General features: G+C 63.5%; 28 protein-coding genes and 1 tRNA gene. 18 read left to right on the top strand and 11 right to left on the bottom strand.

Going from position 1 to position 26,176, the window contains the following annotated elements; all coding sequences use genetic code 11:
- The gene (locus tag CVE41_RS11350) at positions 1-477 is read right to left on the bottom strand and encodes a DUF937 domain-containing protein (protein ID WP_100260755.1); all 477 of its coding nucleotides are present in this window, start codon (positions 475-477) and stop codon (positions 1-3) included.
- A 182-nt stretch (positions 478-659) separates the two neighbouring features.
- Here CVE41_RS11350 and CVE41_RS11345 point away from each other — a divergent pair, with 182 nt between their 5' ends.
- On the top strand, positions 660-2,204 hold the full coding sequence (locus CVE41_RS11345) for a DUF1570 domain-containing protein (protein WP_100260754.1): 1,545 nt from the start codon (positions 660-662) through the stop codon (positions 2,202-2,204).
- A 76-nt stretch (positions 2,205-2,280) separates the two neighbouring features.
- Here CVE41_RS11345 and CVE41_RS11340 read toward each other — a convergent pair whose 3' ends face one another.
- On the bottom strand, positions 2,281-3,921 hold the full coding sequence (locus CVE41_RS11340; RefSeq protein ID WP_100260753.1) for a phosphoenolpyruvate carboxykinase: 1,641 nt from the start codon (positions 3,919-3,921) through the stop codon (positions 2,281-2,283).
- A gap of 132 nt (positions 3,922-4,053) precedes the next feature.
- On the opposite strand from CVE41_RS11340, the gene CVE41_RS11335 reads away from it, so the two are divergent.
- From CVE41_RS11335 to CVE41_RS11300, 8 genes are all read left to right on the top strand, one after another.
- A complete protein-coding gene (locus CVE41_RS11335; protein ID WP_100260752.1) occupies positions 4,054-4,818 on the top strand; it encodes a response regulator transcription factor in 765 nt (254 codons plus the stop codon).
- A complete protein-coding gene (locus tag CVE41_RS11330; RefSeq protein ID WP_100260751.1) occupies positions 4,811-6,376 on the top strand; it encodes a sensor histidine kinase in 1,566 nt (521 codons plus the stop codon). Before CVE41_RS11335 ends, CVE41_RS11330 begins: the two co-directional genes overlap by 8 nt.
- Complete coding sequence (locus tag CVE41_RS11325; RefSeq protein WP_100260750.1) at positions 6,373-6,831, top strand: HPr kinase/phosphorylase; 459 nt, start codon at positions 6,373-6,375, stop codon at positions 6,829-6,831. The genes CVE41_RS11330 and CVE41_RS11325 overlap by 4 nt, the downstream gene beginning before the upstream one ends.
- The gene (gene rapZ, locus CVE41_RS11320) at positions 6,828-7,724 is read left to right on the top strand and encodes an RNase adapter RapZ (RefSeq protein WP_100260749.1); all 897 of its coding nucleotides are present in this window, start codon (positions 6,828-6,830) and stop codon (positions 7,722-7,724) included. Before CVE41_RS11325 ends, rapZ begins: the two co-directional genes overlap by 4 nt.
- 69 nt (positions 7,725-7,793) lie before the next feature.
- Entirely contained in the window at positions 7,794-8,219 is a 426-nt protein-coding gene (locus tag CVE41_RS11315) for a PTS sugar transporter subunit IIA (protein WP_100260748.1), read from the top strand.
- Positions 8,216-8,494 carry an HPr family phosphocarrier protein gene (locus CVE41_RS11310; RefSeq protein ID WP_100260747.1) on the top strand — a complete coding sequence of 93 codons (279 nt, stop codon included), beginning with the start codon at positions 8,216-8,218 and terminating at the stop codon, positions 8,492-8,494. Before CVE41_RS11315 ends, CVE41_RS11310 begins: the two co-directional genes overlap by 4 nt.
- A gap of 1 nt (position 8,495) precedes the next feature.
- Positions 8,496-9,326: a TrmH family RNA methyltransferase gene (locus CVE41_RS11305; protein WP_100260746.1), complete on the top strand. Its 831-nt coding sequence runs from the start codon at positions 8,496-8,498 to the stop codon at positions 9,324-9,326.
- Between the two features lie 45 nt (positions 9,327-9,371).
- Positions 9,372-11,123, top strand: coding sequence for an amidohydrolase (locus CVE41_RS11300; RefSeq protein WP_100260745.1), 1,752 nt, complete (start codon positions 9,372-9,374; stop codon positions 11,121-11,123).
- Positions 11,124-11,126: 3 nt separating this feature from the next.
- Here CVE41_RS11300 and CVE41_RS11295 read toward each other — a convergent pair whose 3' ends face one another.
- The 4 genes from CVE41_RS11295 to recR all read right to left on the bottom strand — a co-directional run bounded on the left by CVE41_RS11295 (position 11,127) and on the right by recR (position 13,988).
- Positions 11,127-12,524: a DNA recombination protein RmuC gene (locus CVE41_RS11295; protein ID WP_100260744.1), complete on the bottom strand. Its 1,398-nt coding sequence runs from the start codon at positions 12,522-12,524 to the stop codon at positions 11,127-11,129.
- 53 nt (positions 12,525-12,577) lie between these two features.
- Complete coding sequence (locus CVE41_RS11290) at positions 12,578-12,775, bottom strand: hypothetical protein (protein ID WP_100260743.1); 198 nt, start codon at positions 12,773-12,775, stop codon at positions 12,578-12,580.
- A complete protein-coding gene (locus tag CVE41_RS11285) occupies positions 12,762-13,328 on the bottom strand; it encodes a peptide deformylase (protein ID WP_100260742.1) in 567 nt (188 codons plus the stop codon). The genes CVE41_RS11290 and CVE41_RS11285 overlap by 14 nt, the downstream gene beginning before the upstream one ends.
- Positions 13,329-13,391: 63 nt before the next feature.
- Positions 13,392-13,988 (bottom strand): recombination mediator RecR, encoded by a 597-nt coding sequence (recR, locus tag CVE41_RS11280; protein WP_100260741.1) that lies wholly within the window; start codon positions 13,986-13,988, stop codon positions 13,392-13,394.
- Between the two features lie 52 nt (positions 13,989-14,040).
- Between recR and fmt the strand changes: the two genes are divergently transcribed.
- The 3 genes from fmt (at position 14,041) to CVE41_RS11265 (ending at position 16,887) form a co-directional block, all read left to right on the top strand.
- A complete protein-coding gene (gene fmt / locus CVE41_RS11275) occupies positions 14,041-14,949 on the top strand; it encodes a methionyl-tRNA formyltransferase (protein ID WP_100260740.1) in 909 nt (302 codons plus the stop codon).
- The gene (gene truA / locus CVE41_RS11270; RefSeq protein WP_100260739.1) at positions 14,946-15,695 is read left to right on the top strand and encodes a tRNA pseudouridine(38-40) synthase TruA; all 750 of its coding nucleotides are present in this window, start codon (positions 14,946-14,948) and stop codon (positions 15,693-15,695) included. Before fmt ends, truA begins: the two co-directional genes overlap by 4 nt.
- 82 nt (positions 15,696-15,777) lie before the next feature.
- Complete coding sequence (locus tag CVE41_RS11265; protein ID WP_100260738.1) at positions 15,778-16,887, top strand: zinc-binding dehydrogenase; 1,110 nt, start codon at positions 15,778-15,780, stop codon at positions 16,885-16,887.
- 3 nt (positions 16,888-16,890) lie between these two features.
- On the opposite strand, the gene CVE41_RS11260 is transcribed toward CVE41_RS11265, so the two are convergent.
- Entirely contained in the window at positions 16,891-17,868 is a 978-nt protein-coding gene (locus CVE41_RS11260; protein WP_100260737.1) for an asparaginase, read from the bottom strand.
- A gap of 245 nt (positions 17,869-18,113) precedes the next feature.
- On the opposite strand from CVE41_RS11260, the gene CVE41_RS11255 reads away from it, so the two are divergent.
- Positions 18,114-18,800, top strand: a complete 687-nt coding sequence (locus tag CVE41_RS11255) for a Crp/Fnr family transcriptional regulator (RefSeq protein WP_232725676.1) — start codon at positions 18,114-18,116, stop codon at positions 18,798-18,800.
- A 56-nt stretch (positions 18,801-18,856) separates the two neighbouring features.
- A tRNA-Val gene (locus CVE41_RS11250) sits at positions 18,857-18,932 on the top strand.
- Here CVE41_RS11250 and CVE41_RS11245 read toward each other — a convergent pair.
- Positions 18,933-19,490, bottom strand: coding sequence for a TlpA family protein disulfide reductase (locus CVE41_RS11245; protein ID WP_100260735.1), 558 nt, complete (start codon positions 19,488-19,490; stop codon positions 18,933-18,935).
- A gap of 16 nt (positions 19,491-19,506) precedes the next feature.
- Here CVE41_RS11245 and argH point away from each other — a divergent pair, with 16 nt between their 5' ends.
- The 4 genes from argH (at position 19,507) to CVE41_RS11225 (ending at position 23,212) form a co-directional block, all read left to right on the top strand.
- Complete coding sequence (gene argH / locus CVE41_RS11240) at positions 19,507-20,880, top strand: argininosuccinate lyase (protein ID WP_100260734.1); 1,374 nt, start codon at positions 19,507-19,509, stop codon at positions 20,878-20,880.
- Complete coding sequence (locus CVE41_RS11235) at positions 20,880-21,116, top strand: hypothetical protein (RefSeq protein WP_100260733.1); 237 nt, start codon at positions 20,880-20,882, stop codon at positions 21,114-21,116. The genes argH and CVE41_RS11235 overlap by 1 nt, the downstream gene beginning before the upstream one ends.
- A 63-nt stretch (positions 21,117-21,179) precedes the next feature.
- Positions 21,180-22,439 carry a diaminopimelate decarboxylase gene (lysA, locus tag CVE41_RS11230; protein WP_100260732.1) on the top strand — a complete coding sequence of 420 codons (1,260 nt, stop codon included), beginning with the start codon at positions 21,180-21,182 and terminating at the stop codon, positions 22,437-22,439.
- Positions 22,439-23,212 carry a precorrin-2 dehydrogenase/sirohydrochlorin ferrochelatase family protein gene (locus CVE41_RS11225; RefSeq protein ID WP_232725674.1) on the top strand — a complete coding sequence of 258 codons (774 nt, stop codon included), beginning with the start codon at positions 22,439-22,441 and terminating at the stop codon, positions 23,210-23,212. Before lysA ends, CVE41_RS11225 begins: the two co-directional genes overlap by 1 nt.
- On the opposite strand, the gene CVE41_RS11220 is transcribed toward CVE41_RS11225, so the two are convergent.
- The 3 genes from CVE41_RS11220 to CVE41_RS11210 all read right to left on the bottom strand — a co-directional run bounded on the left by CVE41_RS11220 (position 23,209) and on the right by CVE41_RS11210 (position 26,077).
- Positions 23,209-24,180: a helix-turn-helix domain-containing protein gene (locus CVE41_RS11220; RefSeq protein ID WP_100260730.1), complete on the bottom strand. Its 972-nt coding sequence runs from the start codon at positions 24,178-24,180 to the stop codon at positions 23,209-23,211. The two genes, CVE41_RS11225 and CVE41_RS11220, sit on opposite strands and share 4 nt — an antisense overlap.
- Before the next feature lie 66 nt (positions 24,181-24,246).
- Positions 24,247-24,759, bottom strand: a complete 513-nt coding sequence (locus CVE41_RS11215; RefSeq protein WP_100261498.1) for a L,D-transpeptidase family protein — start codon at positions 24,757-24,759, stop codon at positions 24,247-24,249.
- 28 nt (positions 24,760-24,787) lie between these two features.
- Positions 24,788-26,077, bottom strand: a complete 1,290-nt coding sequence (locus CVE41_RS11210; RefSeq protein ID WP_100260729.1) for an adenylosuccinate synthase — start codon at positions 26,075-26,077, stop codon at positions 24,788-24,790.
- Between the last annotated feature and the right edge of the window lie 99 nt (positions 26,078-26,176).

Raw genomic sequence — 26,176 nt, 5'->3', positions numbered from 1 at the left:
TCACCGCGCGGCGAGCCCGCCCACGATCGAGCCCAGGATTCCGCCAAGGCCGCCGCCCTGCTGGGCGCTGCCACCACCCGCCTGCTTCGCCATGTAGCCGGCGACCGCCATCGCGAGGATCGGCAGCATCTTCTTGAGCAGGTTCTCGTCGAGCCCGGTGATGGCCGACACTTCGCTGGCGACGCCGCGGCTGGTTTCCTTGCCGCCGAAGATCGTGCCAAGGATGTCGTTACCCTTGCCCGTATCGGTCGGACCGCCGCCGAGGACGGATTCGAGCAGGCCGCCACCGCCAAGGCCGCCGATGATGCTGCCAAGCCCGCCAAGGCCAGAAGTCCCCGCCGTGGTCCTACCCATACCGGCAACAATGGCCGGAAGCAGGGCGCCCGCGCCTGTGCGTGCGGTTTGCTCGTCGATGTTCAGCTCGCGTGCCATGCTGGCAATCGCGCCGCTGTCCTGAAGCATCCTGGCCAAGCTCATTCTTACTCTCCCTATCGAATCGAAAACGCACATTGCGCCACCCGGCACCGATTTCAAAGCCCGCCAATGAACCGATCTGTCGCCGATGAAGGAACACGCCTCAGATTTCTCGGATAATTCCGAGCAGAAACGTTGCCATCCAAAGTATATATACTAGGATATCGACTAACTGGAGGGTCTGAATGAAGTATTGGGTCGCTTTTCTGGCGCTTTTTGCGCTTGCCTCGCCTGCGTACGCAGATTGGTACGAAGCATCGAGTGAGCATTTCGTCATCTACGCGGATGACAAGGAGAAGGATATCCGGCGCTTTGCCGAGAACCTCGAACGCTATCATTCCGCGATGGCCCACGTCCTCAATCAGAAGCTGGATCGACCGAGCCCGTCAAATCGTGTCGTCATCTTCGTCGCGGGCAACCAGCGGGACATCCGTGAACTGGCGGGAACGAAGGACAAGACGCTCGCCGGGTTCTACCTGCCGCGTGCCGGTGCATCGCGCGCGTTCGTCCAGGATATCCGCAACAAGAAGGGGTATCCGAGCTTTTCGACCACGGTGCTGCTGCACGAATATGCGCACCACTTCCTGATCTCGACCACACGCTACGAAATGCCCCGCTGGATGAGTGAGGGCGCCGCAGAGTTCTTCGCTGCCGCCAGCTTCAACGGCGACGGCACCGTCCAGATCGGACGTCCTGCCCAGCATCGCGGCCTTGAACTGGCCTATGCCGAAAGGGTGACGGTGGAGCAGCTGCTTGACCAAGAGCTTTATGAGAACAGCAGGAGCGGTCGATACGACGCATTCTACGGTCGCAGCTGGGCGCTGTACCATATGCTGACCTTCAGCGAGGATCGGCAGGGGCAGCTGGGGCAATATTGGCTCAGGGTAGCCCGCGGTATGCCGTCGATCGACGCCGGGCGGGAAGTCTTCGGCGATCTTGATGCGCTCGACCGCGAACTCGACAGTTATCTGCAGCAAAAACGCATGATGAACTATGTCCTGAAGCCGGAAATGATACCCTTCAGCCCCGTCGAGATACGGCAGTTGTCCGAAGGCGAAGGGGAGATGATGAGCGTGCGGATGCGCTCGCAGCGCGGGGTCGATGAAGAAACCGCCGCCGAGGTTGTTGCGGACGCGCGCAAGATCGCGGTCGAATATCCGGGCGATGCGGGCGTGATGACCGCTCTGGCGGAGGCGGAATACGACGCAGGCAACGACGATGCTGCCATCGCGGCGGCCGATGCCGCAATCGCGCTCGATCCGTCCCGCAAGAATGCCTATGTCCAAAAGGGTTACGCACTGTTCCGCAAGGCGGAAGAGGCCGACGATGAAGACGCGGCATTCGAAGCTGCGATGGTTCCGTTCAGCCAGCTCAATGCGCTGGAAGTGGACCATCCTCTCCCGCTGATCTATTTCTACCGCAGCTTCGTCAATCGCAGAATGATGCCGAGCGAAAGCGCTCGTCACGCACTCGAGCGGGCCTACCAGCTCGCGCCCTTCGACAAGGGACTCGGCATGAATGTGGCCATGATGCAGGCCGGAGAGGGAAAAATCGCGCTCGCGATGGATACATTGGGTCCGCTATCGGCCGACCCGCATGGCGGCGGCCTTGCCAAGCGCGCCAGGCTCTATCTCGGACAACTTGGAAATGCGACCGAGGGCGAGCCCTGGTGGCCGTCGGCTATCATTGTCGATATACCGGAAATCGACGCCGACGAAGGCGAAGACTGACCCGATCCCGATACGAAAACCCCCGGGCCGCGTTTGATCGCGGCCCGGGGGCTCTCCTCTCCAACTTGATGAACCGTCAGGCGGCAGCAGGTGCCGCGTCGCGTACGCCCTGGTCGACATGGGCTGCGAAAGGTTCGAAATTGTCCACGAACAGCTGCACCAGCTTGGTTGCGGTGCGGTCGTATTCGTCCTTGTCGTCCCAAGTGGAACGCGGGTCGAGGATCTGGCTGTCGACGCCCGGGACCGCAATCGGCACTTCGAAGCCGAAGTTCGGATCCTTGCGGAATTCCGCTTCGTTGAGGCTGCCGTCGAGCGCCGCATTGAGCAGGGCGCGGGTCGCCTTGATCGGCATGCGGTTGCCGGTGCCGTACTTGCCGCCGGTCCAGCCGGTGTTGACCAGCCAGCACTGCGCGCCGCCTTCGGCGATACGCTTCTTCAGAAGGTTTCCGTAAACGCTCGGGTGGCGGGGCATGAAGGGTGCGCCGAAGCAGGTCGAGAACGTCGCTTCAGGCTCGGTCACGCCGATTTCGGTGCCAGCGACCTTGGCGGTGTAGCCCGACAGGAAGTGATACATCGCCTGGTCGGGTGTAAGACGCGCGATCGGAGGCAGGACACCGAAGGCATCGGCTGTCAGCATGATCACATTGCTGGGCGGCGGGCCCATGTTGTCGTCCGACGTGTTCGGGATCGAGGACAGAGGATAGGCGCCGCGGGTGTTCTCCGCGAGGCTGTTGTCGTCGAGATCGATTTCGCCATTATCGTCCATCACCACGTTTTCGAGGACGGTGCCCTCCATGCGAGTGGTGGCGTAGATTTCCGGTTCGGCCTCGGGGTTGAGGCGGATCATCTTTGCGTAGCAGCCACCTTCGAAATTGAAGACTGCCGTGTCCGACCAGCCATGCTCGTCATCGCCGATCAGCGTACGGCTGGCATCGGCCGAAAGCGTGGTCTTGCCGGTGCCGGAGAGGCCGAAGAACACCGCGCTCTTGCCGTCGGGGCCGATATTGGCCGAACAGTGCATCGGCATGACGCCCTTGGGCGGCAGCAGGTAGTTGAGGATGCCGAAGACACTCTTCTTCATTTCGCCGGCATATTTGGTGCCGCCGATCAGGATCAGCTTTTCTTCGAGGTTGACCGCAATCACGGTCTCGCTGCGAGTACCGTGGCGGTCCGGATCGGCCTTGAAGCTCGGCAGGTCGACGATGGTGTATTCGGGCACGAAACCTTCGAGTTCGGCTTCGGTCGGGCGCACCAGCAGGGTGCGGATGAACTGGTTGTGCCAGGCGAGCTCGTTGATGACGCGCACGTTGACGCGGTATTCCGGCTGCGAACCGCCGAACAGGTCGGCCACGAACAGCTCTTCCTTGTCGGCGAGCGCCGCCATGAAGTCCTGTTTCAGGGCAGCGAAGTGCTCCGGCTTCATCGAAGCGTTGTTGTCCCACCAGACCGTGTCTTCGGTTTCGGCGTTGCGGACGATGAACTTGTCCTTCGCGCTGCGGCCGGTGTGCTTTCCGGTCTGGACGACCAGCGGGCCATGCTTGGCGCGGCGGCCTTCGCCCCGCTCGAGCGCCGCGGCGGTCAGTTCTTCGGAAGTGAGATTGGGATGGATCGTCGCATCGATCTCGAAGCCCTGCGCGGCAAGCGAGGTGGAAAGCGGAAAGGTCACTGAAATCTCCAGCGCTGGTGAGCGAATTGTGTCCGGGAATCGCTGGCGCATACGAATGCGCCGCCCTTACCGGTCCCTTAGTCCGGCCCCGCCGCAACGTCAAACCACCATAGACCAAGAATGCCCAGAACGTGTGCGGCGTGCGTTGTCTTGCGTAAGGAAAAGCGTTACCCGACACAAACCATGGAAAACCAAGGCGAACAGGCCACCGCCCCGCAGGGCGCCACACCGCAAGCGGACGACCGCACGACCATTGCGCTGGTCGATGACGATCGCAACATCCTGACAACAGTTTCTATCGCGCTGCAGGCAGAAGGTTTTGCCACGCGCGTCTATTCCGACGGGGAGGCCGCGCTGACGGCGCTGCTCGACAATCCGCCGGACCTCGCGATCTTCGACATCAAGATGCCCAAGATGGACGGCATGGAATTGCTGCGTCGCCTGCGCGAAAACTCCGCCCTCCCCGTCATTTTCCTGACCAGCAAGGACGACGAGCAGGACGAGGAAGCCGGGCTGCAGATGGGTGCGGACGATTATATCGCCAAACCCTTCTCGCTCCGCTTGCTGCTGGCGCGCATCCGCGCGATCCTGCGCCGTAGCGATGCCCGGCGCCCCCTGCCGCTCGAAGTCGGCGAGAAGGCTGCCGAGATCATCGAGCGTGGGCGCCTGCGCATGGATCCGGCCCGCCATCACGTCACATGGGATGGCAAGCCGGTGTCGCTGACCGTGACGGAGTTCCTGCTGCTGGAGGCGCTCGCGCTGCATCCGGGCGTCATCAAGAGCCGCAACCAGTTGATGGATGCTGCATATCCCGACGACACCTATGTCGACGATCGCACCGTGGACAGCCATATCAAGCGAATGCGGCGCAAGTTCCGCAGCGTGGACAATGATTTTTCCTCGATCGAAACGCTTTACGGCGCCGGCTACAGCTTCAGCGATGGCTGAGAAGGACAGCGTCCTCAGGGGCGATCCACGACTTGAGAAATTGCGCTGGTCGCGCCGCCTTTCGCTCACCAGCCGCATCCTGTTCGTGAATGTCCTGCCGCTGGTGCTCCTTGGCGGCGGCGTCCTCTATCTCGACAGCTATCGCAAGCAATTGCTGGACGAGCGGTTCAAGCTCGCGCTGGTGGAAGCGCAGATCACGGCAGAGGCCCTGGCCGGTGCTACGGTCCAGCGACAGGAAGCCTTGCTGATCCAGATCGGCAAGGAACAGCGCCTGCGCCTCAGGGTCTATGGTCCCGGGGGAGAGCTGGAATCGGACAGTTTCGCGCTCGCTCCACCCAGTTTCGACCTCCCCGAACCGGCAGAGGTCGACCAGCGCGACATCGCGTACAGGATGGACCGCTGGTTCGACCGCATCGTGGGGGCACCCGCTCTGCCCGACTATGTCGAGCCAAAGAGTGACGAGGCTTCTGCCTGGCCGGAACTGGTCCGCGCCCGCGAAGAAAGCCTGACCCAAATCGTGCTGCGCGATGCGCCCGACGGTACACACGTGATCAACGCGGCCGCACCCGTCGGGCTGGATGGCGATACCTTGCTGCTGACCCGCAATCCCGTCGACATCACGGAGAGCGTACGTTCTGCCCGCACCACAGTCGCGCTGATCGTGCTGCTGTTCCTGCTTGTTTCAACGCTGCTGTCCTTCTTCCTCGCGCAGACGATCGTGCGGCCCTTGCGCGAACTCGTGCAGGCAGCCGTGCGTGTGCGCCAAGGCCGCGACCGCGCGGTGGAAGTCCCCCGCCTGCCCCAGCGCCGCGACGAAATCGGCATGCTGGCGCGGTCGATCTCGGACATGACCGCCGCCTTGCGCCATCGGATCGACGCGGTGGAAAGTTTCGCGGCCGACGTGGCGCACGAAATCAAGAACCCGCTGGCGAGCCTGCGTAGCGCGACCGAAAGCCTGGCCAAGGTCGATGACCCCGAATTGCGCGCCCAGCTTCTCGATATCGCGACGCATGATGTCCGCCGGATCGACAGGCTGGTCACCGAGATTTCCGATGCCAGCCGGATCGACGCGGAACTCTCGCGCGCCGAATTCGAGCCCGTGGATCTCGACACGCTTGTGCGCAATATCGTTAGCAGCCGCGAAGAGCGCGGAGAGAACGAGGGCCGTAAGGTCGAAATCCATGCAGGTGGCGGATCCTATACCGTCATGGGTGTTGCAATGCGCCTTGAAAGGGTGATCGACAACCTGCTCGACAATGCGGTGTCTTTCTCGCCGGAAGATGCCCCGATCGCGGTCCACCTTTCCCGCCGCGACGGAATCGTCGACCTCGCGGTCGAGGACTGCGGCCCCGGCATTCCGGAAGAAAAGCGCGAGAAAGTCTTCCACCGCTTCCATTCCGACCGTCCCGATGGCGAGGATTTCGGCAACCACTCCGGCCTCGGCCTCGCGATTGCGCGCACCATCGCAGAGGCGCATGATGGCACGCTGCACGCAGAGATGCGTCCGGGCGGGGTCGAAGGCGCGTGCCTCGTGCTCAGCCTTCCCGCTGCACGGTGACCGAAACGCTCTTCAACGTCAGCTGCGTGAGCCTGGGCGGCCGCGCGATCCTGATCAGCGGCCCGCCGGGCAGCGGCAAGTCGTCTTTGGCGCTTGCGCTAATAGATCGCGGAGCACAGCTTGTCGGGGACGATGGAATATCGCTCGATATTTCGGACGATGTTCTGGTGGCCAGCCCTCCCCCCGAAACCGCTGGCAAGATGGAAGTCCGCAATGTGGGCATCGTCGAACTGCCGACCACAACGGCTCCAGTCGCCCTGGTGTTGCACCTCAACCCTGAAGCACCGCGCTTCCCCCTTGAAGACCAGCATCGCAAATTCCTCGGCATCCAGATCCCGCTAATCGATTTCCGGCCGGGAGACGCCGTCCAGGCCCTGCGCGCACAATACGCGTTGGATAAACATGGCCTGAGGGTTCCATCCCCCTCCCCCGGGGGTGCTACGAAGGCGCGATGAGCGACGACTCGCAAAAGCAACGCGTACTTTTGGTCACCGGCCTGTCCGGCGCGGGCAAGAGCACCGCCTTGCAGGTCCTGGAAGACCTCGGATGGGAAGCGATCGACAACTTTCCGATCCGCCTGCTCACCGGGCTCGTCGGGACCGAAAGCGACCACCCTGCACCGATTGCCATCGGCTTCGATTCGCGGACCCGCGGCTTCGTCCCGTCCGAGACCATCGAACAATGCAAACTGATCTCACAGCGCGATGACATCGAGTTGATGACCCTTTTCATCGACTGCTCCACTGCCGAGCTGGAGCGCCGTTACAACGAAACCCGCCGTCCCCATCCCATGGCCCGCGGCCGTCCGGTCGCTGGCGGGATCGCCGCCGAACGCGAGGTTCTCGAACCGCTCAGGCGCTGGGCCGACAGCGTCATCGACACGACCGGCTTTTCGACCAACCAGCTGCAACAAGTCGTCCGCGAACGCTTTGCCGACAGCGAAGCCCGCGACATGACGATCACCGTATCGAGCTTCGGTTTCGCCCGGGGTATGCCCCCGCTCGCCGACCTCGTTTTCGACATGCGATTTCTCGATAATCCACACTGGATCGACGGCCTGCGCGAACAGACCGGACTGGATGAAGATGTCGCAGAGCACATCGCCGCGGATCCGGCATTCGGGCCGTCTTTCGCGCGCATTTCAGACACTTTGCGGGAATTGCTGCCACGCTATGCCGCACAGGGCCGTAGCTACCTGAACATCGCTTTCGGCTGCACCGGCGGACGCCACCGTTCTGTCTACAGCGCCGAACGCGCAGCCGAGGTCTTGCGCGAGGCAGGATTTTCGCCCACGGTCATACACCGAAATCTGGGAAGCCGCCCCGCCGATCCGCTCGAGCGCCGCTGATTCCCTCGCCGCATAATGGTCGACAGACAAAGCTAACACCTTCGGAAAGCACAGCACGGCTCACTTCCCATGATCGGAATGATTCTCGTTACCCACGGCAAACTGGCCGAGCACTTTATTGATGCGATGGAGCACGTCGTTGGCCGGCAGGAAGGTGTCGCCACCATCTGCATCGGTCCGAACGACGATATGGAATTGCGGCGGAAGGATATCGCCGATGCCATCGAGAAGGTCGATGACGGCGATGGCGCGATCATCCTGACAGACCTGTTCGGCGGCACGCCGTCCAATCTCGCGATCTCGCTGCTCGATACCGGTAGGATCGAGGTGATCGCCGGGATCAACCTGCCGATGCTGATCCGCCTTGCAGGCGCGCGCAAGTCGATGAACGTTGTCGATGCCGTGAACGCCGCGCAGACGGCGGGCCGCAATTACATTACCGTGGCGAGCGAGTTCCTCGGCCAGGAAATCGATAGCGAACGGAAGGCAAGTTGAGCGAGCTTCGCAGGACCCTCACCGTCGTCAATCAGCGCGGGCTTCATGCACGGGCCAGCGCCAAGTTCGTCGGCGCGGTCGCGGAAGTACCCGAAGGCTGCTCGGTACGCGTTGCGAAGGGCAGCAACGAAGCTGCAGGGGGAAGCATCCTTGGCCTCATGATGCTCGGAGCGGCCAAGGGCGACACGATCGAACTTATCGTTGCGGGAAACGGTGCGGACACTGTCATGGCCGACCTGTCCGCCATGATCGAGGACGGTTTCGGAGAGCCCTGACATGATGGGCGAGCGCAGCGACGCGCGCCGGATCATCACCGGCTTTTCCAATCCCACGGTCAAGGCGCTGCGTGCCCTGCGCGAAAAGAAGCACCGCAAGGCGGCGGGCAAGTTCCTCGCAGAGGGTCTCCGCCTGCTCACCGATGCGCGAGAATGCGGTCATGTGCCGGAGACGCTGGTCCTGTCCGACAAGCGCGACCCGCATCCGCTGCTGTCCGAACTGGAGCGAGCGGTCGAGGCATCGGGCGGCGAGATCATCGAAACCTCGCCCGACATCCTCGCCAAGATCACCGGCAAGGATAATCCGCAGGCGGTCGCCGGTGTATTCGCCGAATTCGACACTTCGCTTGCCGCGCTCGACAGGAATGCTGCCGATATCTGGTTGGTGGCGCAGGCGCTGCGCGATCCCGGCAATCTTGGCACGATGCTCCGAACCGCCGATGCCATCGGTGCAGGTGGCGTCATCCTGATCGACGATTGCGCAGACCCCTTCAGTGTCGAAACAGTACGCGCCAGCATGGGCGCCATCTTCACGCGGCGCGTTGCGCGCGCTGCATGGACCGAGTTCGAACAATGGCTGCGTGCCGGCGACGGCCAGCTGGTCGCCGCTTCGCTGCGCGATGCCGAACCCTATCGCAGCGCACCTTATGCCGCGCCCTGTTTCGTCATGGTCGGCAACGAAAGCCGGGGCCTGCCCGAAGAATACGAGATGGCGTGCGACCTTCGCGTGACCATGCCAATGAAAGGCCGCGCCGACAGCCTCAATGCCGCGGTTGCGGCTGCAGTGCTTGGCTACGAGGTGCTGGCAGCACTCGACAGTGGAAGCGCTTGATCCCGCGTCCGAATTGCTGCCTAATCGCGGCAAGGGAGAGACGGGATGATGAAAAGCGCAAGGTTTGCCGGAGTAGCTGGGGCCTTGCTCCTGTCAGCCTGCGTCACTGCCCCCGTCGAAGTGGCACAGGCCGATCCGGCCGATCTGATTCTTACCAACGCGCGGGTCTATTCGCTCGCCTGGGGCGACCCTGACGGGGACGGCAAGCCTGCTGCCGACGCGCCTTTCGATGGCTCGAACTGGCGACCTGACGCCGAAGCAGTCGCGATCGACGATGGCGCAATCGTGTTTGCCGGAAGCGCGCAGGATGCTCTTGCGTGGCAGGGTGCCGAAACGCGCATAGTCGATCTTCGCGGCGCGACTGTCCTCCCGGGCCTTGTAGACACGCACACCCATGTGGTCGAATTCGGCGCAAAGCTGGATGCCGTCGATCTCACCGATGTCGCGACCGAAGCCGAAGCCGTCGCGCTCGTTGCCGAACGCGCGAAGATGCTGCCTGCCGGAGAATGGATTATCGGCGCAGGTTGGGACGAAGGCGCATGGGCCAATGCCTATCCCGACAAGGCGCTCCTAAGCGAAGCCGTGCCCGATCATCCGGTCGTCATGCGGAGCCTTCACGGTTTCGGGCTATGGGCCAACCAAGCGGCTCTCGATGCGGCCGGGATCACGGCGCAGAGCGCAGTGCCGGAAGGTGGCGAAATGCGGCTCGGCGACGATGGCGCGCCCAGCGGCCTGTTTCTCAACCGGGCCACGACCATGCTGGACGAGGCGATCCCCACGGCATCTCTCGAAACCCGTATGCGGCAGACGCAAAAGGGCCTGATGCAGATGGCGCGCGACGGCTATGTCACGGTCCATGAAGCAGGCGCTGATACGCACGCGATGGAGACGTTCGCCGCCTTGGAAGAGGCCGGTACCTTTCCGATCCGCGTCTACGCCATGCTTTCCTTGCGCGATGAGCCACTGATGCGCCGCTGGATCGCGAGGGGACCGGACAGCGACACGGATTCCATGCTCGTGACGCGATCCGTGAAGGCCTATTACGACGGGGCGCTGGGCTCGCGCGGGGCGCGGCTGTTGGAAGATTACGCGGACCGTCCCGGCCATCGCGGCGTCAGCGGGAGCGGATACGGCTTCGATCGCGAATTGAACGAAGCGGCCATGAAAGCGGGCTTCCAGACCGGCATCCACGCCATCGGTGACGCGGGCAACCGCGAGGCGCTCGACATTCTCGAAAACGTCTTTGCAGAGGCCCCCGCTGCACGCGACAATCGCCACCGGATCGAGCACGCACAGGTCATCGCCCCCGAAGACATGGACCGCTTTGCCGAACTGGGCGTCATCGCATCGATGGAACCGCCGCACGCGGTGGAGGACAAGACCTGGGCCGAAGACAGGCTCGGGTCAAAGCGTATTCGCGGGGCCTATGCCTGGCGCACCTTGCTGCGAAATGGCGCACGGATGACTTTCAACGCCGACAATCCAGGCAGCGATCACAGCATCTTCTACGGGCTTCACGCAGCCGTTACGCGGCGCGACAAGGACCTGCAGCCCGACGGCGGGTGGTATCCCGAAGAGGCGGTAACCATCGAGGAAGCGATCCGCGCCTATACTTCGTGGTCGGCCTATGCGGGCTTCCGCGAAGACGAGACCGGCATCATCGCTCCCGGCCGCTGGGCCGATCTGACGGTCATGGACATCGACCCGTTCACCCTCGCCCGGACCGATCCCGCGAAGATACTGGAAGGCGGGATCGTAATGACAATCGTCAACGGCGAGATCGTCTTCGAGAGATAGCGCCTATTCGGCCGCCTCGCGGCCGTCTTCAATCTGTGCCGCATCCTCGGCATTGTAGCGCGGGGTCGCCTCGACCTTGGGCACTTCCTCGATCTCGCGCTTGCCGATCTCGATGCCCTGTTCGGAAAGACGACGTCCGGCAGACAGCACATTACGCTCGAAACTGCCCACGAACTTGTTGTAATTGTTGACCGCGGTTTCCAACCCGCCGCCGACGCGCTTCATGTGTTCCGCAGCAACCGCAAGACGGTCGTAGAGCTCTGCCCCCGCTTTACCGATGGCGACCGCTTCCTGGGCGATCGTGTCCTGCCGCCAGACCTGCGCGACGGTTCGCGCGATTGCGACAAGGTTGGTCGGCGTTGCAAGCAGCACCTTGTTGTGGAACGCGAAGTCCCACAGTTCCGGATCGTGTTCGAGCGCGGCGGCCACGAAATGTTCGCCGGGGACGAACATGACCACATAGTCGGGCGCGTCGTCGAACTGGCTCTGGTAGCCCTTGGAGCCGAGCGTCTGGACGTGGCCGCGCATCGACTTGGCATGCTGGTCCATGTGCCGTGCGCGCTCACCATCGTCCTCAGCCTCGAACGCGGCCTGGTAGGCATTGAGCGAGACCTTCGCATCGATCACCAGCTTCTTCTGGCCCGGCACGTTGACGATGGCATCGGGTCGCAGGCGTCCGCTTTCGGTATCGACCGACTGTTCGAGAATGAAATCGGTGTGCTCCGACAGGCCGCACTGTTCCAGCACGTTCTGCAAGGCCCGCTCACCCCAGCGACCGCGCGCCTTGGGAGCGTTGGTGAGGCTGTTGCCAAGCCGCTGCGCCTCACGCCGGACCTCTTCCTGCCCGCGCTGCATTTCGGTGATTTGCTGGTAAAGGCGCCCGAAGGCGTCGGTGCGCTTTTCTTCGAGATCGGCAACCTGGCGTTCGTACTTGGCCAGCCGTTCCCCGACCGGTTGCAGCAGGGCCTTGATCTTTTCTTCCGAAGTCTTTTCCGAGTGGCCCAGCCGTTCGCTCGCCCGTTCGAGAAACTTCTCCTGCGCTGCGCCGAGGACTTTCGCACCGGTATTCTCGAATTCCTTGAGCAGGTTGGCCCGCGATTCTTCCAGCAGGCGCTTCTGTTCCTCAAAACCGGCGGCCCGCGCTTTCAGCGCGCCATGCGCCTCGCGCTCTTCGTCCAGCTTGCGCGCCAGCTCGTCCGCCCGCGCCGCGCGATCGGACATGGTCGCCAGTTCGGGCGCCATGCGTGACAGCTTTTCGGACAGGTCCTTTGCCTCGCCATCGCGATCCGCATGGCGGGCCTTCCATTCCGCCACCGGGCGCGAGCCGAAAAACCAGCCTGCGAGCCCTCCGACAAGGAGGCCGCCGAACAATGCGATAAGAATGAAAATCATCGGATCCATGCCGCGACATTAGGCGGAACGGAGAGAGAACGCCAGAGGGCGCGGAAAGCTATCTACCGCTGGCGTTTCACCACGAGGTTGTAGAGGAAATAAAACCCCACCGTGAAGGCGAGGAAATAGGCGGCGAAGCGGATCGCGAGCTCGTCGAAACCCGTTCCGTCGCTGAAATAGCGCCAGGTGCAGCTGAGCAGGGCGAACAGCAGTCCGGCCAGTGCCGCCTGCGACCAGCTGATCCGGTCAGGCTGCCTCACGCAGTTTCTTCAGCTTCTTCAGGGCCATGTTGCGCTTGAGGCGCGAAAGATGGTCGATGAAGAGAATGCCTTCGAGGTGGTCCATCTCGTGCTGGATGCAGGTGGCCATCAGGCCTTCCATCTCTTCTTCGTGAACCTTGCCGTCGAGGTCCTGGTAGCGCACGCGGCAAGTGGCCGGACGATCCACATCGGCGAAGATGTCGGGGACCGAAAGGCAGCCTTCCTGGTAGCTCGCCAGATCTTCCGCCGGATCGAGGATTTCAGGGTTCACGAAGACCCGCGGTTCCTTCTTCGTCGGATAGTGGTGGTGGTGATGACCGCCGTGATCGCACTCTTCCGGCTCTGCATCGGTGTCTTCGGGCTGAAGATCGATGACGAGCAGGCGCTTGGGCACGCCGACCTGGATCGCGGCGAGGCCGATGCCGGGCGCGGCATACATGGTTTCGAACATGTCCTCGACCAGCGTTTTCAGCTCGTCGTCGAACTCGGTTACGGGTTCGGACACGGTCTTGAGCCGGGAATCCGGCACTTCGAGGATTTCACGGATAGCCATGAGGGGTCAGATAGGCGCTGAATGCGACCAATTCAATCGAATTGGCCTGCACTCACTGATCGATTAGCCGAGCGGCCGCCGCGCACGCAGCGCCTGCGCCAGAGTGCCCTCGTCAAGATAGTCCAGCTCTCCGCCGACCGGCAGGCCGTGCGCCAGCTGCGTGATGCGGATCGGGAAATCCTCCAGCCGTTCGGCGATGTAATGCGCGGTGGTCTGGCCTTCGAGAGTTGCGTTCATGGCGAGGACCACTTCGTCCACCCCGCCCGCCTCGACGCGCGAAAGCAGGCTGGCGATATTGAGGTCTTCAGGGCGAATACCGTCCAGTGCCGACAGCTTGCCGCCGAGCACGTGGTACTTGCCGGTAAACAGCTTCGCCCGGTCGAGCGCCCATAGATCCGCCACGTCCTCTACCACGCACAGCCCCTTGCCGTCGCGGCGCGGATCGGCGCAGATGCCGCAGGGGTTGGTGGTGTCGACATTGCCGCAGGTGTCGCATTCGACCAGCGCCTCGCCCACTGTGGCGAGTGCCTCGAGCAGCGCGGGCAGCGCGCTCTCGCGCCGTTTCACCAGCCACAGCACGGCACGGCGCGCGCTGCGCGGGCCGAGGCCGGGAAGGCGCGCCAGCGCGGCGGCCAGCGTCTCGATCTCTTGCGATGCCATAGATGCACAGATAGGGGCGCAAGCGCGACCAAGAAAGGCCATAGAACACGTCATGCGCATAATCTTCATGGGAAGCCCGGATTTCGCCGTGCCCACGCTGCAGGCGCTGGTCGATGCGGCGCATGAAGTGGTGTGCGTCTATACGCAGCCGCCCCGCCCCGGCGGTCGGCGCGGCAAGGCACTGACCAAAACCGCCGTGCACGAGCGTGCAGACCGGCTGGGGATCGAGGTGCGCCATCCCAAATCGCTGAAATCGGCCGAGGAGCAGGTGGCTTTTGCTGCGCTCGATGCCGATATCGCGGTGGTCGCGGCCTATGGCCTGATCCTGCCGCAGGCGATCCTCGATGCGCCGGAACACGGCTGCCTCAATGTCCATGCCTCCATCCTGCCGCACTGGCGCGGCGCGGCGCCCATCCACCGCTCGATCATGGCGGGTGACGAGGTGACGGGCGTCACGATCATGCAGATGGAAGCGGGCCTCGATACCGGCCCCATGCTCGCCACCGTGCGCACACCGATCGAGGACAAGACCACGGGCGAATTGACCGAGGAACTGGCCGAACTGGGTGCGCAGTTGATGGTCGGCACGCTCATCGATCTCGGCGCCTTGCACGCGGTCGAGCAGGACGATGCCGAGGCGACCTATGCCGCCAAGATCGACAAGGCCGAGGCCCGACTGGACTGGACCCGTCCGGCAGAAGAGGTCGTGCGTCACGTACACGGCCTGTCACCCTTCCCCGGCGCATGGTTCGACCATGACGGGCAGCGGGTGAAACTGCTGCGGGCAGAGTTATGCGAGGGGTCGGGTGATGCGGGAGAGGTGCTGGACGACCGCCTCGCCATCGCCTGCGGAGAAGGGGCGATCCGGCCGCTCGAATTGCAACGGGCGGGCAAGCCGCGCATGGACCTCGAGACTTTCCTGCGCGGCAATCCGATTGCGCAAGGCACCCGCCTTTCGTGACCCGTTTCGCGCTCACCCTGGAATTCGACGGAACGCCGTTTTTCGGCCTGCAGCGCCAGCCGCACGGGCCGAGCGTGCAACAGGCCGTCGAGGAAGCGGCCTTCGCGGTAACCGGCGAGGAAGTGCGGCTGGCCAGCGCCGGGCGGACAGATACGGGCGTGCACGCGCTGGCGATGCGCAGCCATCTCGACATCGAAAAGGATATCGAACCTTTTCGACTTATGGAGGCACTCAACGCAAAGCTCCGCCCCGATCCGGTGGCAGTGACGCAATGTGAGGTCGTACCGGACGATTGGCACGCGCGCTTCACCTGCACCGGGCGCAGCTATGTCTACAGGATCGCCAATCGCCGCGCGCCGCTGACGCTGGAGAAAAACCGCGCCTGGCAGGTGCCCCAGCCGCTCGACGAAAAAGCCATGCATGAGGCCGCGCAGGCGCTGGTCGGCAACCACGACTTCACGACCTTCCGGTCTGCTCATTGCCAGTCGGCCAGTCCACAAAAGACGCTCGACCGGCTGGAGGTGGAACGTGACGGGGATCACGTCCTGATCCATGCTGCGGCGCGCAGTTTCCTGCATCACCAGGTGCGCTCTATGGTCGGCTGCCTTGCACTCGTCGGCATGGGCCGCTGGGCTGTCGGTGATGTGAAAAAGGCGCTGGAAGCGCGCGACCGGCAGGAACTGGGCCTCAACGCGCCGCCGCACGGCCTCTATTTCGTTGCGGCGACCTATCCGGACGACAACTGACGTAACGGCACCCTAGCCAAGCCCGATTTCGAGGCGTAGCGAGGCCGCAAACAGGTTTCGTAAAGCAACGAAAGGGAATTGGATGACCACCGGCAAACAGCTTTTCACCACTCTGGAATCGGACGGCACGCTGACCGTCGAGATCGCCGAAAGCACCTTCCCCGAACCGACCGGCAACCAGGTCCTGGTCAAGATGGAAGCGGCTCCGATCAATCCATCCGACCTCGCCATCCTCACCGGCGCGGCGGATTTCGAGAATGCGGAATATTCGCCCGGCAAGGTCGTCGCGAAAATGCCCGAACCCTTCAACACCGGCTCCAAGGCTCGCCACGGCCAGCGCCTGCCTGCTGGTAACGAAGGCGCCGGCACCGTCGTCGCCACCGGCGATAGCGATATGGCCAAGGCGCTGATGGGCCAGCGCGTCGCCTGCGTTCCGGGCAACGCCTACAGCCAGTACGCCATCGCGGATGCTGCCATGTGCCTGCCGCTCGGCGATCACAGCGCGGAAGCGGGCGCGTCCAGCTTCGTCAACCCGATGACCGCGCTCGGCTTTGCCGAAAACGCCAAGATGGACGGCCAGAAGGCGATCCTGCACACGGTCGGCGCATCGAACCTCGGGCAGATGCTGGTCAAGATCTGCCAGGAAGACGGCCTCGGCCTCGTCAACATCGTGCGCAAGCAGGACCAGGTGGACCTGCTGAAAGGCCTTGGCGCCAGCCATGTCGTCAATTCCTCGGACGGGGATTTCATGGCCAACCTCAAGGCGGCCATCGACGAAACCGACGCTTTCTACGGCTTCGACCCCATCGGCGGCGGCCAGATGGTCGACACCTGCTTCAAGGCGATGGAACAGGTCGCCGTGGCCAAGATGACCGAATATTCGCGCTATGGTTCGAACCAGCAGAAGCGGATGTTCATCTACGGCCGCCTCGACTTCGGGCCGACCACGCTGACACCCTCCTACGGCTTCGGCTGGACGCTGTCGGGCTGGCTGCTGACGCCCTTCCTCCAGACGGCGGGCATGGAAACGGTGATGCGGATGCGCAAGCGCGTGCTCGACAACCTCACCACCACTTTCGCCAGCAGCTACAAGACCAAGGTCGATTTGGAAGGCATGCTGACGAAGGAAGCGATCCTCGATTATCGCCAGATGAAGACGGGCGAGAAATACCTCGTCCTGCCCAACGGCTAAGGCTTAGCGACCGTCGAAGGCGCGCTGGATGGCCGCGGGATCGCTGGTTCCGCTGGCCAGCAGCAATTGCAGCAGGATGCGCGCCTTCTGCGGGTTGAGCGCGCGGGCGGCGACAAAGCCGTTCGGCGTGTCCTCGGCCTCGCGATCGACCAGCCCTTCATCGGTCCGACTTGCGCGAACGACGGCGATGCCGCCCTTAGCCAACAGCGCCAGTTCCTGCCGCACGCGTTCGGGCATATTGCCCTCGCCCACGCCTGCAACGACGATACCGCGCGTTTCCTCGCCAACGAGGCGAAGCACTTCCTCGGCACACAAACCCGCATGGGCATAAGCGATCACGACCTGAGGCAAATCGTCGCACCACGTGAACGCAGCCGCCTCGTCCTCGCGCCAGGGAGCGCCGAACCATTCGAGTGACGCTGGCGTCACGAGACCAACGGATTCGCGGGGGAAGCCCCTGAAAGCGTCGGTTCCCCGGGTGCGGACCTTGCGCACATCGCGCGCGCCGAACACGCGGTCGCCCATCACGACCAGCACGCCGCGACCCGACGCATCCGGATCGCTCGCGACGCGCACCGCATTGGCGAAATTGCGCAGGCCGTCATACCCGACCGCATCGGCAGGCCGCATGGCGCCGACGACAACGACCGGCTTGGTCGCAGGCAGGGTCAGGTCGAGCAGGAAGGCCGTTTCTTCCAGCGTATCGGTGCCGTGCGTGACCACCACTCCATCGCACCTATCATCGGCCAAACTCTCCGAAATCGCGGCATGGAGTTGGTTCCACACCGCCGGACCGATATCTCCAGAATCGATATTGGCGATCTGGCGGCCGGACAATTCCGCCTCCAGCCCCAGGCCCCCGACCTTCTCGAGATAGTCCTCGATCCCGATTTCGCCCGAGCGGTAATCGCTCGCTATCGCCGACCCGGCGATTCCCGCGATCGTGCCTCCGGTGGCAAGGACATGCAGTCTTGTCGTCATCTGCCGCGCGATAGCGGGAAAGATACATCAGGTCACGGCGCGAAATTTTAACATAGGACAAAGGTCATGCGCTAAAAATGCGTCGCATCTGCAGAAACGAACATAAAGCTAACATGGGTTAATGGACCTCGTGGGAGCACCTTGCTTTATCGCGCGCAATGGACGCAATTCGTGGTGACATAAGGTCTGCCCAATACCCTCTGACCGGTGAATTCCTCGCCGGACGGCTGAGGGAACACCTGGACGTGGACGACCTTGAATACATCGAGAGACTCATCGACTCCGTGGAAGAACACGGTGATGGCACGCGCCTGCTGGAAAGGGGCGATGTCACCGACAGGAGCACGATGCTGATCGAAGGTTACGTGTTCCGCACGATCGAAAGCGGGGATCGCCGATATATAGTCGGGGTGCAGGTGCCGGGTGATTTCGTCGACCTGCACGGGTTCGCGTTGAAGCGCCTCGACCACAGCATCGTCGCGGCAGGACCGGTCAAGGTCGGCACCGTAAGCCACGAGAGTCTGCGCAGGGTCATGCAGGAACGTCCCAATATCGCTCGTGCCATGTGGTTTGCGACGCTGCTCGACGCTTCGATCCATCGCAAATGGATCCAGATCCTCGAACAGCTCGATGCGCCAAAGCGGATCGCGCATCTCTATGCCGAACTGCACAAGCGGCTGGAGCTGGTCGGCCGCAACGTACCGCGCACCTTGCGCACTCCTTTCACCCAGATCGACCTTGCCGACATGTGCGGGGTCAGCGCCATCCACGCCAATCGCGCGGTCGGCAAGTTGCGCGAGTTGGGCGTTGCCGAAATCCGCCGCGGCGACCTTTACACCGAGGATTGGGAGCGCCTGCAGCGCTATGCGCGGTTCAATGCCGACTACCTTTACGGCGACGGCGCGCTGAAGCTGGACGAAGGCTGGAACTGATACTCGCGCTTGACCCGGCGCGAAACCGCGCTACATGCGCGCTTCACCCCGATTGGGGGCGCTTAGCTCAGTTGGTAGAGCATCTCGTTTACACCGAGAGGGTCGGCGGTTCGAGCCCGTCAGCGCCCACCATCACTCCCCGAAAACCTCCGCCACGGCCGCGCGCGCTTCGTCGCTCGACCAGTCGTAGTCGCCGACGACGCGCCAGACTTCCAGCCCCTGCGCATCGTAGAGGATCGTGGTCGGCAGCGGCGTGTTGTCGTAGTGCAGGCCAAGCTCGTTCTGCGGATCCATCCACGGCTCGAGGTAACCGAACGCGTTCGCTTCGAAGTATGGCGCGACCTTTTCGGCCCCGCCCGCGTCCTGGCTCACCGTGATGACGTGCAATTGTTCGTCGAAATCCGCAGCAAGCGCATCGAGCAGCGGCATCTCCTTCTTGCACGGCGCGCACCATGTCGCCCACAAATTCAGCAGCACCGGCGTTCCCTGCAATGCGTCCAGATTGAGCTGGCGTCCGTCGGGATTGCTCACATTGATGGCTGGCATCAGGCTGTCGGCATAGGTGCGGTCGATCTCGCCGGTTGTGATCTGTGAAGCACCGCTTTCTTGCGCCTCATCGGGCGCGCTCCTATCGCAAGCGGACACAGCAAGACCCAGGGTGATGATCAGCGTGAGCGATAAGCGGGACAATCAAGGCTCCAATGCAATGTGGGGCGGCAGGTTCGCCGAAGGACCTAGCGCCATCATGCGCGAAATCAACGCCTCGATCCCCTTCGACAAGGCGCTGTGGCGCGAAGATATCGCGGGAAGCCGCGCGCATGTCGCCATGCTGGCCAAGCAGGGCATCGTCAGCGAAGCCGATGCCGCCGCGATCGACAAGGGTCTCGCGCAGATCGCCGAGGAATACGAAGCGGACGGCGTGCCCGAGGACTGGGACCTCGAGGACATCCACATGACCGTCGAGGCGCGGCTGACCGAAATCGTCGGTCCGGTCGCGGGGCGCCTCCACACCGCGCGCAGTCGCAACGACCAGGTCGCGACCGATTTTCGGATGTGGGTGCGCAGCGCCAATCGCCGCGCGATCGCGGGGATAGACGCGGTGCTCCACGCGCTGGTCGCCCGCGCCGACGAGCATGCCGACACGATCATGCCGGGCTTCACCCATTTGCAGACCGCGCAGCCTGTGACGCTCGGCCACCACCTGCTCGCCTATTTCGAAATGCTGGTGCGCGACCGCTCGCGGTTCTCAGACGCGCTGGCGCGGATGGACGAATGCCCGCTCGGTTCGGCGGCGCTTGCCGGAACCGGCTTCGACCTCAACCGCGAGATGACCGCGCAGGCGCTGGGCTTCGCCCGGCCCACTCGCAACAGCCTCGATGCGGTGTCGGATCGCGATTTCGCGCTCGATTACCTCATGGCGGCCAGCCAGTGCGCCTTGCACCTTTCGCGCCTGGCGGAGGAATTTATCATCTGGGCCAGCCAGCCCTTCGGCTTCGTGAAACTGCCCGATACGCTGTCGACCGGCAGCTCGATCATGCCGCAAAAGCGCAATCCCGACGCCGCCGAACTGGTGCGCGGCCATGCAGGGCGCGTGATCGGCTGCACCACGGCGCTGATGGTGACGATGAAGGGCCTCCCGCTGGCCTATTCCAAGGACATGCAGGACGACAAGCCGCCGGTCTTCGAAGCCGCCGGCTTGATGGACCTTTCGCTTGCCGCAATGGCGGGAATGGTGGCCGATAGCGGGTTCGACAAGGCCCGCATGCGCAAGGCCGCAGAGGCCGGTCATGCAACTGCAACCGACCTTGCCGACTGGCTCGTGCGGCAGGCTGACATCCCTTTCCGGGAGGCGCATCACATCACCGGTGCAGCGGTAAAGCTGGCCGACGAGAAAGGTGTCGCCCTCGACGGCCTCGCCATCGAGGATCTAGAGGCCATCGACAGCCGGATCGACGAACGCGTGTTCGACGCGCTTTCGGTCGATGCATCGGTCGCTGCGCGTTCTTCCTATGGCGGGACCGCGCCCGAGCGGGTAAGGCAGCAAGTGGAAGATGCCCGCAAGCGGCTGGAGAAGTTCTGATGCGCCTTGGCGCCCTCTTAATTGCCCTCACCCTGCTGTCCGCCTGCGGGCAGAAGGCGCAGCTCAAGCCCCTGGCAGGCGAGACGCTGCCGCCTGCGCCCTTCGGTGCCGAAGTGCAGCCGGATGCCGACGACCTGCTCCAGCTCGATCCCCAGGCCGCTCCGGAGCGCAGCACAGAATTGCGCACCCGTTCCGAAGAACGCGAGGACGATCCCTTCGATCTCCCGCCCGAGTAGGTTGCAGCGCGACAAGGAAGGCTTGCTAGACTTGTCCAAGGCCATTCGGCAAACGCGCTGGCCATGGACCATTTCCAGATCCGCGATGGCGTCCTCCATGCCGAGGACGTGCCGCTTACCCAGATCGCAGAAGCGGTCGGCACGCCCGTTTACGTCTATTCGCGCGCCACGCTTGAACGTCACGCGCGCGTCTATCGTGAAGGGCTGTCCGCGCTCGACAATCCGCACATTGCCTTTGCGGTCAAATCCAACCCCAACCTCGCCGTTCTGCGCGTGCTTGCCAACATGGGCTATGGCGCCGACGTCGTTTCGGGTGGCGAACTGACGCGCGCCCTGGCCGCCAGGATGAAGCCTGAAGACATCGTGTTTTCCGGCGTCGGCAAAACGCATGACGAACTCCAGCAGGGTCTCGAATGCGGGATCGGCCAGTTCAACATAGAGAGCGAGGAAGAGGGCTACGAACTGGCGGCGATCGCCCGCCGCTTCGGCAAGACGGCCGCCTGCGGCCTGCGCGTCAATCCCGATGTCGATGCGCGCACGCACGAGAAAATCTCGACCGGCAAGCGTGAGAACAAGTTCGGCGTGCCGATCGATCGTGCAGTCGAAATCTACGCGGCGCTGTCGGGTGAAGACGGTCTCGATATGCGCGGCGTTGCCGTTCACATCGGCAGTCAGTTGGCCGACCTCGAGCCGCTCGAAACCGCTTTCGGCAAGGTCGGTGCGCTCATCTCCGACCTGCGCGCGCAAGGGTGCAAGGTCACGCATGCCGATCTCGGCGGCGGGCTCGGCGTGCCGTACAAGAGCGGCGAGGAATATCCCTCACCTGCAGCCTATGGCGAAATGGTCGCAAGGGTCTCCAACGGATGGGACGTGCGCCTGATGTTTGAACCGGGGCGCGTGATTGCCGGGAATGCCGGAGTCCTTCTCACCCGGGTAGTGCGCGTGAAGCGCGGGATCGAGCGGCCTTTCGTGGTCGTCGATGCGGCGATGAACGACCTCGCCCGCCCTGCCATGTACGGTGCGTGGCATGATTTCGAAGCGGTGGAACCTACCGGACAGCGGATGACCGCCCACATCGTCGGCCCGATCTGCGAAACGGGTGACACCTTCGCGATGGACCGCGAATGCGATGCACTGGTCGCCGGAGAATTGGCGGTTTTCCGCACCGCAGGCGCTTATGGCGCGACCATGGCGTCAAGCTACAACAGCCGCGGTTTCGTGGCCGAAGTGCTGGTCGACGGGGACCGTTTCGCGACCGTCGCCGACCGGATTGCGGCAGGCGCGATCATGGACGCGGAACGCGTGCCGGAATGGCTCGACTGATGTTGCATTCGCTCCCGCTATTCCATCGTATTTCCGGCCAGCGGGTGGTCGTAGTGGGCAGCGGCGAGATGGCGGATGCCAAGGCCCGTCTCGTAGGACGCGCGGGAGGCATTCCCTGCGGGGAGACCGAGGCTCATCACGCGAAACTCGCCTTCGTGGCGCTCGAGGACGAGCGCGCGGCAGAGGCGGCGGCGCTGCGACTGAAACGGCTCGGCCTCTTGGTAAACGTCGCGGATAGGCCGGACCTGTGCGACTTTACACTGCCCAGCCTGCTTGAACGCGATCCCGTGCTGGTTGCGGTGAGCACTGGCGGGGCATCGGCCGGCCTGGCGAAGCACCTGCGCCTGCGACTGGAAGCTATCCTGCCGCAACATCTTGGCGGATTGGCCGAGGCATTATCCAACGCGCGCGAGAAAATCCGGGCGAAATTCCCTTCCGGCGACGACCGCCGGCGCGCGCTCGACGGCGCGCTCTCGCAAGGCGGCGCGCTCGATGTAATGGCCGCGAAGAGTGTAGAGGATGTAGAGCGCTGGATAGAGGATGGCGACCATCCTGTAGCGGACGAGGTCCTCGAAATCGTGTTGACGAGCGATGATCCGGAAGACCTCACTATCCGGCAGGCACGCGCGCTGGGAGAAGCCGACCACGTGCTGCACGATAGCGATATTCCCGAAGCGATCCTGATCCGTGCCCGGGCCGATGCGGCGCGTCATGCATTGCCGTGCGACGATCCGCCGACCAGCGGGCGCCGGGTCGTGATCAGGAAAGGCTAGGCTACAGCCTCGACCCGTTGGCGCGCGCCGATACCGGCTTCGCGAAAATACCGTGCCATCGCATCGGCCGTGCTGTCGGCCAGCGCGATATGCGCGCGGCGACGGTCGGCAGGATCGGGAATGCGCAGCAACAGGCCGCTTTCGACCATTTGCGCTATCCAGCGCAGAGCCGTGGTGGCAGGAACGCCCGCCGCGATGCACAGTGAAGTCACGCTGACCCGCTCCCTTCCGGCGCGCGCGGCAGCGAGGTCGAGCAATATGTCCCACGCCGGATCGGCGAAGAGGTCTGCATCGAAGAACTTGGCCCGCATCTGGCGGCGGCGAATGACCGCGCGGATCGCGGCCGCATCGGGCAGGCTCGGCACTTCTGCCCGAACACTCTCCGCATCCTGTCCGCGCCACGCCTGCGCTGCGGCTTCCAATCGAAATGCGCCCCCGCCTTCCCGCTGACCGGGAGACAGGCGTTCGATCCGTTCCGCCATCTTGCCGACCTGTTCGGTCAGGCGAAGGAGCATCAGGCGGTCTTCTTCGGCGAGTTCGCGCAATCGCAGGTTCGGCACATCGGCCAGCACTCGGCCCACCGCGATGATGCGTTCGGCGCGTCCCGGTTCCACGAGGATCTGCGCCCCCGACATGGAGAAACAGCCGAACACCGCATCGAGCGCTTCCATCCCGGTGGAGATCACCATCTGCGCGCCCGACTTGCCTGCCCGCATGTCCAGCCGCGCAAGCAGCGCCATCGTTTCCGCATCGGCCGCAAGGCAATCGACCAGCACGAGGTCGCCCAGCGCTGCGATCGAGCCGCTGGCAAACTCGTCAAGCCGGCAGCATTCCAGCACGCGAAAGCCCGCTGCCACAGCGTCGTCACGCATCTGCGCGCGCACGGCGTCGCGGTCCGCCAATATGGTCACGCCAAGCTGGCATCCGGCCCCGTCATACACCGGCTCGTAACTGAAATCGGCCTGCATGGAATCACCTCTCACGAGTCTCTGTAGGAGAACTTTGTGAGAACAAACAGTGATCGTGTCAAGAATTCAGGGGCGTATTTCGATCGGTGTCCCGTCGGGGATCAGCGACCACAGCTCCGCGATCTCGCGGTTGGAAAGGGCAATGCAGCCATCGGTCCAGTCGCCCGGAACGCGCGCATCGAAGGGCATTCCATTGGGCTGGCCGTGCAGGAAAATCAGCCCGCCGGGCGAGCGCCCCCGCGCCTTGGCATAGGCTTTGTCGGCGGCATTGGGATAGTCGATGTAGAGGCTGAGGTAGTAGCTCGACTGCTCGTTGCCGTATGTAATGGTGTAGCGGCCTTCGGGCGTGCGCTCGTCCCCTTCGAAGCGTTTATGGCCGACCGGCTGGTCGCCATATTGCAGGCCGTCATAAGTGCGGATGATCTTGCCCGCTTGGTAAACCCACAGCGTGCGATCCGACTTGTCGACCAGCACGAAATCCGCCCGCTCCCCCTCCTGCGCCTGTTGTGCACGCGCTTCCGGTACGGCTTGCGAGCAGGCCGTCAGGAGAAAGAGGCAGAACAGCGAAAGGATACGCATCGGGCGCATCCTGCCATTGCCCGATCAATCAGTCGAGGAATGGATCGCGCATAAGGATCGTATCGTCGCGTTCCGGGCTGGTGGACACCAGCGCCACGGGCGTTTCGATCAGTTCCTGCACGCGCTGGATGTATTTCACCGCATTGGCGGGCAGGTCAGCAAAGCTGCGCGCCCCGGCGGTCGATTCCTTCCAACCGTCCATCGTCTCGTAGATCGGCTCCACCTCCGCCTGGTCGGCGGCATGGCTGGGGAAGTAGTCGTAGACATTGCCGCGCAGGCGATAGCCGGTGCAGATCTTCACCTCGTCCAGCCCGTCGAGCACGTCGATCTTGGTGAGCGCGATGCCGGTGACGCCGCTGATCGAACAGCTCTGGCGCACGATGACCGCATCGAACCAGCCGACGCGGCGCTGGCGGCCGGTGACGGTACCGAATTCATGGCCCCGTTCGCCGATACCCTTGCCGACTTCATCCTCGAGTTCGGTCGGGAAGGGGCCGCTGCCGACGCGCGTGGTGTAGGCTTTGACGATGCCGAGCACATAGCCGGTCGAATTCGGGCCGAGGCCGCTGCCTGCCGCCGCCGTGCCGCTGACCGTGTTGGAGCTGGTGACGAAGGGATAGGTGCCGTGATCGATGTCGAGCAGCACGCCCTGTGCGCCTTCGAACAGGATCTTGGCGCCGGCCTTGCGGACTTTCTTGAGGCGCTTCCAGACCGGCTGGGCGAAATGCAGCACGAAATCGGCAATGCCGCGCAATTCTTCGAGCAACGCCTCGCGATCGACCGGCGGCTGGTCGAAACCGGCGCGCAGTGCGTCATGGTGTGCGCACAGGCGATCGAGCTGCGGTTCGAGATGGTCGAGATGGGCAAGGTCGCAAACGCGGATCGCGCGGCGGCCGACCTTGTCTTCATAGGCAGGGCCGATGCCGCGTCCGGTGGTGCCGATCTTGCCCGAACCGGCGGCCGCTTCGCGCAGCCCGTCGAGATCGCGGTGGATCGGCAGGATCACCGGGCAATTGTCGGCAAGTGCCAGATTGTCCGCGTTGATGGTAACGCCCTGCCCTTCGAGCTTTTCGACCTCGGCCTTCAGAGCCCAGGGGTCCAGCACCACGCCATTGCCGATGATCGACAGCGTGCCCGATACGATGCCCGAAGGCAGCAGCGAAAGCTTGTATACGTTCCCGTCGATGACCAGCGTGTGGCCCGCGTTATGGCCGCCCTGGAACCGGACGACGGCATCGGCGCGGCTGGCGAGCCAGTCGACGATCTTGCCCTTGCCCTCATCGCCCCACTGGGCGCCGATTACGGTGACGTTGGCCATTGAAAATCTACTCGCGATCTAGGGATGCACAAACGCGCGTCGCGTTAGGCGTTTGGAGCGAAGGGGGCAAGGCAGATCGGGGAAACTTCGACGCCACTT

This window comes from Qipengyuania seohaensis (assembly GCF_002795865.1).
GTDB lineage: Bacteria > Pseudomonadota > Alphaproteobacteria > Sphingomonadales > Sphingomonadaceae > Qipengyuania > Qipengyuania seohaensis.
The sequence above is the reverse complement of the archived record's forward strand: the minus strand, read 5'-3'. Positions and strand labels throughout refer to the sequence as shown.